Annotated in this window: 10 protein-coding genes; all 10 read right to left on the bottom strand. The window is 41.4% G+C overall.

Translation table 11 applies throughout. From position 1 onward, the window contains the following. Positions 1-177: 177 nt before the first annotated feature. The 10 genes from purB to EDD74_RS09725 all read right to left on the bottom strand — a co-directional run bounded on the left by purB (position 178) and on the right by EDD74_RS09725 (position 14,031). The gene (gene purB, locus EDD74_RS09770) at positions 178-1,611 is read right to left on the bottom strand and encodes an adenylosuccinate lyase (protein WP_116442352.1); all 1,434 of its coding nucleotides are present in this window, start codon (positions 1,609-1,611) and stop codon (positions 178-180) included. 25 nt (positions 1,612-1,636) lie between these two features. Beyond that, on the bottom strand, positions 1,637-2,347 hold the full coding sequence (gene purC / locus EDD74_RS09765; protein ID WP_116442353.1) for a phosphoribosylaminoimidazolesuccinocarboxamide synthase: 711 nt from the start codon (positions 2,345-2,347) through the stop codon (positions 1,637-1,639). Between the two features lie 32 nt (positions 2,348-2,379). Next, positions 2,380-3,156, bottom strand: a complete 777-nt coding sequence (locus EDD74_RS09760; RefSeq protein WP_008975171.1) for a hypothetical protein — start codon at positions 3,154-3,156, stop codon at positions 2,380-2,382. Next, entirely contained in the window at positions 3,134-4,426 is a 1,293-nt protein-coding gene (locus EDD74_RS09755; RefSeq protein WP_016440694.1) for a DUF5716 family protein, read from the bottom strand. The genes EDD74_RS09760 and EDD74_RS09755 overlap by 23 nt, the downstream gene beginning before the upstream one ends. Before the next feature lie 14 nt (positions 4,427-4,440). Next, entirely contained in the window at positions 4,441-7,725 is a 3,285-nt protein-coding gene (locus EDD74_RS09750; protein WP_243116175.1) for a DUF5717 family protein, read from the bottom strand. A gap of 158 nt (positions 7,726-7,883) precedes the next feature. Further along, entirely contained in the window at positions 7,884-9,875 is a 1,992-nt protein-coding gene (locus EDD74_RS09745; protein ID WP_116442355.1) for an ABC transporter permease, read from the bottom strand. Further along, on the bottom strand, positions 9,868-10,635 hold the full coding sequence (locus EDD74_RS09740) for an ABC transporter ATP-binding protein (protein WP_009262185.1): 768 nt from the start codon (positions 10,633-10,635) through the stop codon (positions 9,868-9,870). The genes EDD74_RS09745 and EDD74_RS09740 overlap by 8 nt, the downstream gene beginning before the upstream one ends. A 190-nt stretch (positions 10,636-10,825) precedes the next feature. Further along, positions 10,826-12,208, bottom strand: a complete 1,383-nt coding sequence (locus EDD74_RS09735) for an NCS2 family permease (RefSeq protein WP_008975164.1) — start codon at positions 12,206-12,208, stop codon at positions 10,826-10,828. A gap of 168 nt (positions 12,209-12,376) precedes the next feature. Next, complete coding sequence (locus EDD74_RS09730; protein WP_116442356.1) at positions 12,377-13,363, bottom strand: sensor histidine kinase; 987 nt, start codon at positions 13,361-13,363, stop codon at positions 12,377-12,379. Continuing rightward, positions 13,360-14,031, bottom strand: coding sequence for a response regulator transcription factor (locus EDD74_RS09725; protein ID WP_016440700.1), 672 nt, complete (start codon positions 14,029-14,031; stop codon positions 13,360-13,362). The genes EDD74_RS09730 and EDD74_RS09725 overlap by 4 nt, the downstream gene beginning before the upstream one ends. Positions 14,032-14,044: the final 13 nt, after the last annotated feature.

The following is a 14,044-nucleotide window of genomic DNA, read 5'->3' as shown; positions in this document are numbered from 1 at the left end:
TTGCGGACTCTTCGGAGTCCGTTTTCTGCTTTTAGGCATAAAAAAGGGAGCTATTGCTCTATAGATGATTACTCATCTATTTTGCAACAGCCCCTCTTTTCTTTCTATACAAAATATCTATTTATTGCAATTGTTACAATATTTCTTCTACTTCCACACTTACAGCGCTATCGTACATTAGACATTGATCTCAGCGGTCATTCCAAGAACTGCTTGATTCTCTTCTAAAACCGGACGGATTACATTCTCAAGGAAGCTTTCTACCTGTTCTTTCGCCCGTCCTGTATATCTGGACGGTTCCATTGTTTGTTGCAATTCTTCCAATGTCATATTAAATGCCGGATCTGCCGCAATTAATTCCAACAAATTATTATCCAGACCTTTTTCCTTTACATTGCGTCCTGCCTCCATAGAAAGTTCGCGAATTCTCTCATGAAGTTCCTGTCTGTCTCCTCCGGCCTTTACTGCATCCATCATAATATTTTCTGTTGCCATAAATGGAAGTTCTGCACGCAGACGCTTTTCAATCACCTTCGGATATACGACAAGTCCATCCACCACATTCAGGCACAGATCCAAAATACCATCTATTGCCAAAAATCCTTCCGGTATGCTAAGCCTTTTGTTTGCAGAATCATCTAAAGTTCTTTCAAACCACTGTGTAGCAGATGTGATTGCCGGATTCAGTGCATCTGCCATCACATATCTGGACAGAGACGCAATCCTCTCGCTCCGCATTGGATTTCTCTTATAAGCCATCGCAGAAGACCCTATCTGGGATTTTTCAAATGGCTCTTCTACTTCTTTTAAATGTTGAAGCAAACGAATATCATTAGAAAATTTGTGCGCACTTGCCGCAATTCCCGCAAGAACATTTAACACCCTTGTATCTACTTTTCTAGAGTAAGTCTGACCGGAAACCGGATAGCAGGCTTTAAATCCCATTTTCTGTGCAATCATCGGATCAATCTTATCGATGGTGTCCTGGTCTCCATCAAACAGTTCCAAAAAGCTTGCCTGAGTCCCTGTTGTTCCTTTGGAGCCGAGAAGTTTCAGACTTCCGGCTACATATTCTAAATCTTCCAGATCCATCAGGAACTCCTGCATCCAAAGCGTTGCCCTCTTTCCAACTGTCGTAGGCTGTGCCGGCTGAAAATGCGTGAACGCAAGCGTCGGAAGTGCTTTATACTCATCTGCAAACTTTGCAAGTTCTGCGATAACATTGACCAGTTTCTTTTTCACAATTTTAAGCGCCTCTGCCATCACAATAATATCTGTATTATCTCCAACATAACAAGATGTAGCTCCAAGATGTATAATTCCTTTCGCCTTCGGGCATTGCTGGCCAAAAGCATACACATGCGCCATCACATCATGTCGTACTACTTTTTCACGCGCTCTTGCCACATCGTAGTTGATACAATCTGCGTGCGCCTTCATTTCTTCAATCTGTTCTTCCGTAATATTTAGTCCAAGTTCTCTTTCTGTCTCCGCAAGCGCGATCCAGAGTTTTCTCCATGTGCGGAATTTCATATCCGGCGAGAAGACAAACTGCATTTCTTTACTTGCATATCTTTCTGATAACGGGCTTTGATATCTGTCAGTGCTCATATTGTTATTCTCCTTCTACTTTTCTTTATAAAAGTCCAAGACGGCGGAAAACCTCTTCATAGGCTTCCTCGACGTTCCCCATATCACGGCGGAATCTGTCTTTGTCAAGTTTTTCATTGGTATCTACGTCCCAGAGTCTGCATGTGTCCGGTGACACTTCATCTGCAAGAATGATTGTTCCATCCGGCAATCGTCCAAATTCAATTTTAAAATCAATCAATTTCATACCTGCATCCAGGAAATATCCTTTCAAAAATTCATTTACCTTTTTTGCATAAGCACGAATGGTGTCAATCTCCTCCTGCTCTGCCAATCCCAGTGCTAACGCATAATCATCATTAATAAATGGATCTCCAAGTTCATCATTTTTATAACTAAATTCTAAAATTGGGCACAGGAGTTCTGTTCCTTCTTCGACACCCATCCGTTTTGAAAAGCTCCCGGCTGCCACATTTCTTACAATCACCTCAAGTGGTACAATCTCCACTTTCTTCACAGCAGTTTCACGGTCATTTAACTCTTCTACCAGATGAGTAGGGATCCCTTCTTTTTCCATCATCTTAAAAACATGATTTGTCATCCGGTTATTGACCACTCCTTTTCCAGAAATCGTACCTTTCTTCTCTCCATTAAATGCTGTCGCATCATCCTTATAAGATACGATCACCACCTCAGGATCTTCGGTCAGAAATACTCTTTTTGCTTTTCCCTCATAGAGTTGTTCCATTTTTTTCATATGCTTTCACCAGTTCCTTTCCTATTTTTCAATCAGCAAAGTTGATTGCGTCGGTACGTTGATTTTATCTTTTCAATTTCCAGCAGCTTTTCTTTTCCTTCTGCACATTTTTCCTGTGCGTATGTCTGCAGTTCCTCCATCAGTTCCCGGTGCACTTTCGGGTACACTGTGTTTTTCAGCAGAAAGAGTTCATATTCTTCCTTTGTATACGCCTTATACGCACAGTAAATATACGCTTTGACGATCGACGGCTCTTTGTATGTCTGAAACGCCTTTTCATACATCTCCATCGCTTCCCGGTAAAGAAATTGTCTGCCATATGCCGATCCAAGGCACGCATAAATCTTTCCATAAAAAGCATCTTCCACCGAATCATCCCTATCGCCATATAAAATGGACTGATACACAAGAATCGCATCTTCGAATTCTCTGTTTTCCAAAAGATTATCCGCTTTATATTTCTGTCGTTCAATTTCTTTTTGATTTTTCAACCGGTCCAAAATATTTTGGATCTGCTGCAGTTCTCCCGCTGTATAAATCGAAGAGCTCGACAAAATCCGCATGACAAATCGCTCTTCCGAGCTATGTTTTTGCAGCATCGTCCGAAGTTGCTCTGCCAGCCTTAAAAGCCCAAGTTCTGCTTCTATCCAGTCACAGAGTCTCTCATTGACAATCGTATAATCAATCAGATACAGATTATTGGAGAGATAATAGCAGAGTTCTTCCAATGTGTAGATCCGGCAGTGGATCCGTGACACTTCGTACGGCTGTTTTGCGCGCTTTTTATTACATAGTATCAAACTGCTCATTTCTTCCTCCTAAATAAATCGTATGTTCCCTGACAAAATCCGTAGCCGGGAAAAATTCTCCAAATCCGACATCTTTGAACAGAATCTTGCAGACATTCTCTTCGACAAAAAGAACTTCTACTTGAAGCCGGATCGTATATTTTGCACGTTTGGGAAGCTCATTTACTTGCACGCGCTCGATGCGTGATGTGCCGGTCAACAAGGACTCCACCTTGATTTCAATATCATCCGTGTCTTCTAAAAGCACTTCCCACTGACCATCTCCTTCATACCAATGTCTGCCCCATGGTACAAGTGGGTACCATTCTTCTTTTCCATGCTGCCGCAGCTGGATAGAAATCTGCTCTTTCAGCTTACTTTCATCAAGATACACCGGCCCTTCCTGTTCTTTCATCAGTTCTTCCTGTCCACGCTGGTATGCTGTATAGCATGCTCCTTTGCTGTACAGATTATTTCCAAGAAATGCCCTTCTTCCATTACACAACACCTTCAAGGAATTCGGATACCAGTTATTTTCAAATCCTTCTCCCATCAAAAATACAGAGGAAACGATTTTTTTCTCAAATACACTCTCGATAAATTTTTGAAAGCGAAAATCTGCCATCTTAGCCTGCTCGACATTCAGCACCGGATACACCGCTTTCAGCTCTTCCATCTGAGCACTTGCCACCTCATCCACAGTGACAAACGTCTGCTTCTTCAACTTTGCTCCCGCCGCAATCTGACTTAACATATATGCCTTAATCTGTCTTTTGTCACAGTAAAACAGCGCTGATTCATATTGCCAAAGCTCTTTTGGCTGATAAAACATAAAATAGCAGTAACTTTCTTTGTAGTCCTGCACATGGATCTTCTTCCGTTCGATCCCCATCCGCTGTCCAATGCCCCTCAGCATCCTTGCAATATCCGGACTCATCTCGGGCACACAGAAGACAATCGACTCAATCTTGTCAAACTGCTGAAGTGTGAGACGGATAAATTTTGCAAGAAGCCACACTGCATCGTAAGTTCTTCTCCCCAAATGGATCTTAGCTCCGTGCATACTTTTGGCAAGCAGATCTGTCGCCATAGCCCCGTCCTTGTGTTTTGCATGACTGCGAGCCTCTTCCCCGATATACCATGCATCATTCTTGCATCCGATCACAAGAGGAATCTGATATTCTCCGGACTCGTTTTTCACTGTCTCCGGCTCATGCTGCGCTTCATTATAATAGCTGATCTGGCATCCTTCTTCACTCAGATCATATCCAATAATACTGCCTTGTCCCATATCTCTCCCCCCTATCAATAAATCGGAAACAGAAGTTCTGACATCTGCTCTTCCTCTGCAAAATTTTCTATCAGTTCTTGCTTTTGTCCTTCGCGGATCAGCTGGTTGATGCGCATATATTTTCCAATCTCCTTCTGTCGATCCACTTTCCTGCAGACCGCCTTTTCCGTACGAATCTCACTCATTTCACCAGATTCCACGAAATAATAGCGGAGTTCTTCTCCTTCAAACAAGATCATCGACTTCACATAGACATTCTCATAGACCGGACCAAGTACCTCCGAATGATACTCTCCTGTCTCTTCTCCATCCCGGATCAATTGATATCGAAAAGTTACTTTCCCTTTCTTTTTTGCATAATATGCTACCATCGTCTTATCATATAGCTGGAGTTCCTTTAACCAGTCTTTGCGATACTGTAAGAAAAACGGAAAATAAATCTGGCGGATACTCAGTTCGCGCAGAAACGTCAAGAGCATGTTTTCCTGAACATCTCCCCACGCATGATCTGCATAATACTGAAGTACAGCAATCTGACACACTTCTGGTATCGTTGACTGGTGATGATATTCCATACATAAAATTTCCATCACTTCATCGGCAATCTCTCTTTGCTTTGTGACATACTCTCTGCACACATAAACAAGATATGCCCATTTCAAACGATAATATGGCTTTCCATAATAATAATCCAGAAAAATCTCCGCCTCCCCAAACATCTGCTCAGAAAACAGCATCTGTGTCAAAATACGTTCTGCTAACTGGAAGGTCTGTATCTCATACTCTCTCGCCACACGCCAAAGCCGTTTCATATCTTTTGTCGGTCCACAATAGTAATTTGCCAGATAAGTCAGCACTGCCTTATCATAATATTCCTCCTGGAACAAAGAGAAGGTCAGGTAGGTAAGAAAATCATCTTCCGCATAGTTATCCTCTCTGATTTTTTTACTGCATAGATGAAAAACTTCTTCGTGCTCATACTGTTCTAATCCATTGTCCTGCACCTCTTCAAACGTCAGCGGTCGGCTGCAGTATCCTTCTTCCTCTTCCTGCTCTGGATCCGGTCTGCACAATTCTAAATAATGCTTATCATAAAAGAGACGTCTGCTCTCATAATTTACAGATTCTACATAGTGGATCCCATTTCTTCCTTCCCAGACAATGCGGTCTTCCTTCGAGTACAGATGGATTTGTGCTTTTCCATCGATCACAGAAACTCTGTTTGCAATCTCTCCTTCGGCGTTGATTACGATTACTGATTTCATCCGGTCAGACTGCACGATCACCTCATAGACATGACAGATTTCATTCAAAGCTTCCCTTCGTTTTGGAGTCAGATTTTCTTCATTTAAAAAGCGTTTATAAATGATCCGGAGCGGCTCTGTAATATGCTTTTTCTCCAGCTGGGTCAATGCAAACTGTTCCATCTTCTCCCGATATTGTCCATATAGCTCACTTGTCTCCTCTACATGAAGAATCACATTTGCATATAACACTGCAAGCTTCGTATAATCCAGCACAGATCCGTGCAGAAAATACAGATAAATAGATTTTGGCAGGGGTTCCTTCGCTTTTTTACCATGAATTGTGATCATATAAGATTCATAGAGTTGTGCAATCTTCAGACCTGCTTTGACCGCCCGCTCATACCACACAAAATATTCTCCATCCAGTCTGCTTCCCTTGATCAACATCGTGCAGACTGCATTTAAAATCATCGGATCCGGATATTGTTCGTAAGCTTTCCCAAGGATCTGGTAAATGTTCTTATCAAATCCTTTTAACTGTGTGGCAAGATTCGCGATATATAATGCTACTTCCTCACTGAGCAGACCATATTTTGCCGCAAAAGAAAAGACACGGATTTCAAATGCCCCAAGCTTTTTAATACATTCCGGTTGCTCCCTATAACACCGGTATGCCTGCAAATAAAACAAAATACTATTTGCACCTTTTTGATACTGTTCCTCCAGACGAGAAAGTTTATCCTGTTTGTCCTGATAAATTTCATCTAATTCCACTAAAATGCACAGAATCTGCCAGGATTCTCGATTTTTCATATACATTCTTCGAATATCTTCTACCGTTTTCTTCGTGTATGCTTCTTCAGCCCGGCACACCGCAGTCAAATAAAGGTAATATGCGTCCATCTCAAATTTCTTGCTCAAAGAAAATCTGCTGTAACTGTATTGATCTAAATTATCCTGAGCATCCTTTTTGCGTCCCTCTAATATGGCAAGCTGTGCTTGTAATAACAGGTACAGATCATTGTCCGAATCTTCCTGCAGCCTTCTTTGGATATATCCTTTTGCCTCCTTAATCCACATTTCCTTCTGAGCTTTTCCAGCTTCACATTGTAAATAAGAAGATAAAAGCCTGATCCATTCTTTTGCCTGCTCTCGCCTATCACTGCTCTTTGCCGGGTTTTGAGAAACTACAACTGTATATGTCAACGTTTCATAGGGAGTGCGAATAACAATCTCCCCATAATTTTTCCCGCCATGAAGCAGATCACTTTCAATTACATATTCTAACTGATACCGGTTTCCGACAAAATCTTCTGTTGAAAGACGATTCTGTACAAGACAAAGGAAATCACCCTTCACCTCCACGGCCACTTCCATATATCCCCATGTGTTTTTTGTAATACGGATTGCTTCTTTTTTAGACGTCTGCAGATCAAAAAACGATTCCGCCTCTTCTGACAATGTCAGAAAAATCCGTTCTTTCTGCTTCGTTCCAACTAAAAATTCTTCCAATCCCTGTTCATCCAGAGACCATTTTCTCATATTGCTGTACAGATTGCTCCAACGCTTCTCTTCATATTTCAAAATCTGATAAAAATCTCTTGAGCGGAACAGCCTCGCTGCCTCCAGGTAATCTTTCTCTGCCAACCTGCGAAAGCTCTCCATATCTTGTACTTTCCCAACAGATGTCATAACATACGGCTTTTCAATGATCGCAGTAAACGGAAGTTCAAATTCTCCCCCACTGCATACAATGGTAAAATATCCCTTCTCTATCTGCCCGGGAAGCATTCCCGACGCATCGTATGTGAAATGAATCTTAACCTGATGTCCTTCAAATCCTTGCTCGCTGCAATGCATGCGAAAAGAAGAGGCATAGACAAGACCTCTTACGTCTCCCTCTTCTTCGTTCTCTATTAAAAATTCTCCATGATAAACTTCTCCCTCTCCGATCTTCATTATGATCTTCGTCTCGGGAAGTCGGATTTTCGGTTGGATTGCTCGAAAATCGCCCTCTGAGAAATGTTTGATTTTATTCTTCAAATCGTTCACCTACTTGTCGTTTCTTACATTGCTTTTTCTTCATTGCATGATAATAAATTATAGCATTATCCTCCATGTTCTTGCAATGCTTTCATGACAGACTTTTCAGATACTTTTTAAAGCTTCTCTTCTCCCTCTCATCGAACCATTTCCCAAAGAGCAATAATCTATTCCACAATTTTGTAGTATTCCCTTGCAGTTACTGCAAAAATAATGATATAAAACACTGCAAAAAGCAATGAGACTGCCACAGTACATCCGAGAAACAACATTGTATTGGTAAATCCAAATCCTGCCAACAACTTTGTCAACACCTTAAATGCCACAGTAATGTGAAGAATGGATGCTCCAAGCGGCAGAAAGAATACAAGCAATATCTGACTTTTGATAGAGTCTCTCACTTCTTTTTTACTCATCCCCACTTTCTGCATAATCTGATATCGCTCGCGATCCTCATATCCTTCCGAAATCTGCTTATAATAAATAATTAAAACGGTTGCCATCAAAAATAATATTCCAAGATAAATACCAATGAACAACAAGCCTCCATATACAGAAAACATCCCTTCTTTTCCTTCCTGTCTCGTTTCATAAAATCCCGGAATCCCTGATGCTTCAAATGTTGCACGCAGTTCGGCAATCGCTTTCTTGCAATTTTCCTCAGTCCCCTCTAAATTCGACTGTAGTGTATAAGAAATAACAGAAGCCTCCTGAATATACTCCTCTTTCATTCCACTGTCCTGATACATCGCCTTCAAAATACCATTGATCGATTCCATGTCTGGCAAAATCACATAATAATCCTCTGTCATATTTTGCGTAGAACTTCCCGCAAATTTTAGTTCTTTTAACTGCTGTATGACATGATATCTACGCTCTCCAAAAGCAAGCGTTCCCGGAAGTTCTTTCTTTTCATTAGATACATACACCAGCATCTCATCCTGCGCAAGCGATACCGACATTCCCTCCATCTGATTATAATCTTCCAGCGGAATCAAATATACCTGGCATACTTCCATCATATCTTCCTGGCTCACTTCATTTTCCTTGAGAAATCGTTCTCCGTCTAACACTGAGGCAAATGAACCGGAATGGTATTCCATCGTTTCGACCATTTTCACATCATATTTCCCATAGACTTCTTCTGCTATTTGACGCACTTGTCTGTCCTGCTCGGGTGTAGAAAAGCTAGTTTTTATCCGGCTCTCTCTCGGATAACGGCTGGAGATGACATCATCAATTCCCAGATACAGTGATGCAGTTGCCGAAATCATAACAAGCACAATCGTACTTAAAATACAGATATTCGCAAGGCCTGCTCCATTTTGCTTCATTCGGTAGATCATTCCCGACACAGAGACAAAATGTTTTGTCTGATAATAAAAATGCTTCCTTCCCTTCAAAAATTTCAAAAATGCGATACTCCCTGCAATAAATAATGCATATGTGCCGATGATCACACAGATTACCGCCAGAAAAAATTTAGGAATTGCTTCCAGTGGAGATTCTGTCGTCAACGCAATATAATATCCAATTCCAAGAAATACTGTTCCTGCCAGGGCAAGCACCCATTTCGTCCGCGGCTCTTTTTCCCCTTCTTTTCCTGCCCGCAGTAACTCCGATGGATTTGACAGCCGGATCTGCAGCAGATTATAGCAAAGTGTCAGTGCAAAAATCCCAAAAAACAGTACTGCCGTCGAAAAAACTGTCTCCATATGAAATTCTGACTTCATCCCCGTTTCAAACCGTAACAGTTTCTGCAGACATAAATACATCAATTTTTCAAACGTAAGCCCCGCCAGTATTCCACCTACAATGCTTACAGATGCTGTCACAATTGTTTCCATTGTCAGCATTTTAGCAATGTGTTGCTTTCCCAGACCCAAAATATTATAAACACCGATTTCTTTTTTTCGTCGTTTCATCAGAAAGCTATTCGTGTAGAACAAAAACAGTACCGAGAAAATCACTACTACTGACAAAGAATATTCTAATACCATCTGCAATGTCCTGTCACCGACTGAACTTCCACTTGCAAGTCCACACAAAATGTAATACATCATCACGGTTACAATGGCAGTCAGCACATACGGCACATAAGTCTTTCTATTGTTTTTCAGATTGGTCAGTGCCAGCTTTGTATAAACCGATCTACTCACCTTGTTCACCTCCCGTAGCAAGAACTGTCAATGTGTCAGAGATTTTCTGGTACATCTGCTCATTCGACAGATTTCCGCGATAGAGCTGATGGAAAACCTCCCCATCCTTAATAAAGAGCACCCTTTTTGCAGTACTTGCCGCCTTAATACTGTGCGTCACCATCAGAATCGTCTGTCCGTTCTCATTAATTTCATGAAACAAATCCAAAAGTTCATCTGCCGATCTGGAATCAAGCGCTCCTGTCGGTTCATCTGCCAAGATCAGCTGTGGTTTTGTGATCAACGCCCTTGCAACTGCTGCCCGTTGTTTTTGCCCGCCAGACACCTCGTAAGGAAATTTTTTTAAAAGTTTCTCAATTCCAAGCGATGCCGCAATCGGCTCCAGTCTGCGTGCCATCTCCGGATACTTCTTCCCGGAGAGGACTAGCGGAAGGAAAATATTGTCCTGCAGCGAAAAGGTGTCGAGCAGATTAAAATCTTGAAAAACAAACCCTAAGTTCTGCCTGCGGAATGCTGCCATCTCTTTCTCTTTGATTGTTCCAAGCTCTCGTCCTTTTAGAAACACTTTGCCGCTCGTCGGTCTGTCAAGCGCAGCCAATATGTTCAACAATGTCGTTTTTCCCGAACCGGATTCTCCCATGATTGCCACGTATTCTCGCGGTTCCACGGAAAAATTCACATTTCGCAATGCTTCCACCTGTGTTCCTCCAAATCGGGTTGTATAAATTTTCTTTAGATTATTTACTTCTAATAATGCCATATTCATTACCTCCTGTCTTTCGATCACAGTGTCATTATACAAAATATCCGGTTTTCTCTGCCATCGTTTTCCCTTACATTTTTCTTCGCTATCTTACATTTTTGAAAGAAATAAAAAATCTCCGAACAGTTTTCTTTTTCCTGTCCGGAGATTTTTTCTATTTTCTTACCAAAACTATGGTCATGGATTTTTATAACAAGAAATATTTTCCTACAAACAGAACAGCAAGGATGATCATCAATAAACTCATCTTCTTTTCTTTTGCTTTTCCTGCTACAAGATTGATCACAACATAAGTGATGACTCCCATAGCAATTCCTTCTGAAATGCTGTAGAAAAACGGCATTGCTGCGATACAGATAAAGCAAGGAAGCCCTTCTGTAAAATCAGCGAAATCAATATTTACTACATTGGTCAGCATATAGAATCCAACAACGATCAGCGCCGGCGCTGTCGCAAATGATGGAATGGCAAGGAAAATCGGTGAAAGCAATAACGATGCTCCGAATAAAACTGCCGTTGTCACTGCTGTCAATCCTGTTCTTCCTCCTTCTGAGACACCGGAAGCACTTTCAACAAAAGTCGTCACCGTCGATGTTCCAAGTACTGCACCTGCTGTTGTAGCAACCGCATCTGCCATCAGTGCTCCTTTAATTTTCGGAAGCTTTCCTTCCTGATCAAGCATACCCGCCTTTGTTGAAACACCGATCAGTGTTCCAAGCGTATCAAAAATATCTACAAACAAGAACGCGAACACAACGATAATAAACTGTCCGATATTAATTCCTGAAAAACTCAGTTTTCCAAAAATCGGTGCAAGACTCGGCACACTGATTCCTTTGCTGAAATCCGGTAACAGACTAAACATTCCGAGTTCTGCATTTGGAACATAGAGACCACTGATCTGGCAAAGGATTCCAAGGATCCATGTGATCAGAATTCCCCATAAAATATTTCCCTTTACGTTTTTTACAACAAGAATTGCTGTGATGATCACACCGATCACTGCAAGAAGTACCGTGATCCCCACATCATTCATAGATGCTTTCACACCATTCAGCTCATTATATCCCTCAATAGAAAACAACTGCACCAAAGTAGATCCACCAATTACAATCTTTGCATTCTGCAGTCCGATGAATGCGATAAACAGACCGATTCCCACACTCACTGCTGACTTTAAGTTCAGCGGAATTGCATTAAAAATCGCCTCACGCACATTTGTCACAGACAATACAATGAACACAAGACCTTCTACAAAAACTGCTGCCAGCGCGATCTGCCAGCTATATCCCATACCAATTACAACTGTGTATGCAAAATATGCATTCAGCCCCATTCCCGGAGCCAGCGCAAATGGATAATTTGCAAAAATTGCCATCAACATCGTTCCTAAACATGCCGCCAACGCAGTTGCAGTAAACACTGCACCTTGATCCATCCCGGCCGCCGCCAGAATGCTTGGGTTGACTGCCAGAATATATGCCATCGTCATAAATGTTGTGATTCCGGCAAGCACTTCTGTCTTCACAGTCGTGTTGTTCTCCTTTAATTTAAACAACTTCTCTAACATCTCTCATTTCCTCCTTAAGTGTATCGATGTACTTTCTCTCTCATGTGCGAACACTTCCTTTGTGATCTGCCATGACCAAAACCGTACATAATTTTATCAAAGATTTGTAGGAAAGTAAATCATTCACCTATCATATATACTAATAACTATTTATAAGTCAGATATCCACTACTCTGCAACCTCAAATTCACGCCCAAAATTTAAGATCACCGTCGTTCCTTTTCCCACTTCGGATTCAATTTCAATCAAATGTCCCAATTTTTTCATGATTTTTTTGCAGAGATACAACCCGATTCCTGTAGATTTTCTATCCTGTCTGCCATTGTATCCAGTAAATCCTTTCTCCATCACTCTTGGCAGATCTTCCCTGCTGATTCCGATTCCGGTATCTCGCACGATGATGCTGTCCCCTTTTATCTGAACAATGATTTTCCCTTTTTTTGTGTATTTTAATGCATTAGATAAAATCTGCTCCACAACAAACACCGCCCATCGTTCATCGGTCAGTACTTCCACCTTCGACGGGTGAAATTCCAATTCGATTTTTTTCAAAATAAACAAGGACGAATATTTGCGGATTGCCTTTTTTGCAATTTCATCGAGAAAATAGCGCTGCAGGACAAGATCGGAGGATAGATTGCCCGCACGCAGATAAGATAATACCATCTCCACATACTGCTCCGTCTTAAAAAGTTCCGCTTCCATCGCCCTTCGATTGATCTGGTCTGACTGATTCAAAAGCTTCATCGCCGCAATTGGTGTTTTGATTTGGTGAGCCCACAATGTATAGTAATCAACCATTTCCTGATAATTAATTTCTGCTTCTGACTCCAACTCTCTTCTGTATGCTTCCAGGCGGATCAGCAGCTCCTGATACTGGTCCTCGATGGATTCCTTCGCTTTTGGAAGACTGCTAAGTTCCATTTGTTGCTGCATTGAAATATCGTGAAGCTTTCCAGATCGACGCACAAAATCTGCAAAATCAATTATCCCAACAATGCACATCAAAACTGCAGACAAAAAAGCAGCATACTGCACAGTGTCAACCGGAACTGATGACAAGAAAAATACAATGAAAAAAATAGTTACAATCCCAATATATACTGCAATCACCTTTCGGCATTTTTTGAGATATGCACCTGCTAATCTGATCATTCGATAATATACCCGATTCCTTTCTTCGTCTTGATAAAGTCCTGTACCCCTAACTCTTCCAGTTTTTTCCGCAGACGAGTCATATTTACAGTCAGTGTATTGTCATCAATAAACTCATCACTTTCCCAAAGGCGCTGCATGATTTCCTCTCGCTTTACAATTGTTCCTGCACGCTCCATCAGAATCTGAAGAATCTTATAATCGTTTTTTGTCAGTTCTATCTTCTGACTCTGAAATGTCACACTTGCATCACTGAGATTTAACATAACACCCTTGTGCTCCATCACACTTGCACTGCCCTGAAATGCATATGTTCTTCGAAGAAGTGCCTGAATCTTCACCGTCAGCACATTGAGATCAAACGGCTTTGTCACAAAATCGTCCCCACCCATCTGAATGGCCATAACAATATTCATATTGTCAGACATCGATGACAAAAATAAGATTGGTACGTTTGATGTCTTTCGGATCTCTGTGCACCAGTAAAATCCATTATAAAACGGAAGTCCGATATCCATGAGAACAAGATGGGGAGCATACTCTTTAAATTCTTTTGCCACCTGCTTAAAATCCTCTGCGCATCGAGCCTGATAGCCCCATTTTTCCAAATGTTCTCTGAGCAGTCTTGCAATCGTCTCATCATCCTCCACGATCAATATCTTATACATCCATTTGCTCTCC

Origin of the sequence: Faecalimonas umbilicata (assembly GCF_004346095.1) — a bacterium.
Classification (GTDB): Bacteria; Bacillota; Clostridia; order Lachnospirales; family Lachnospiraceae; genus Faecalimonas; species Faecalimonas umbilicata.
This window is presented reverse-complemented; position numbering and strand designations above follow the sequence as displayed.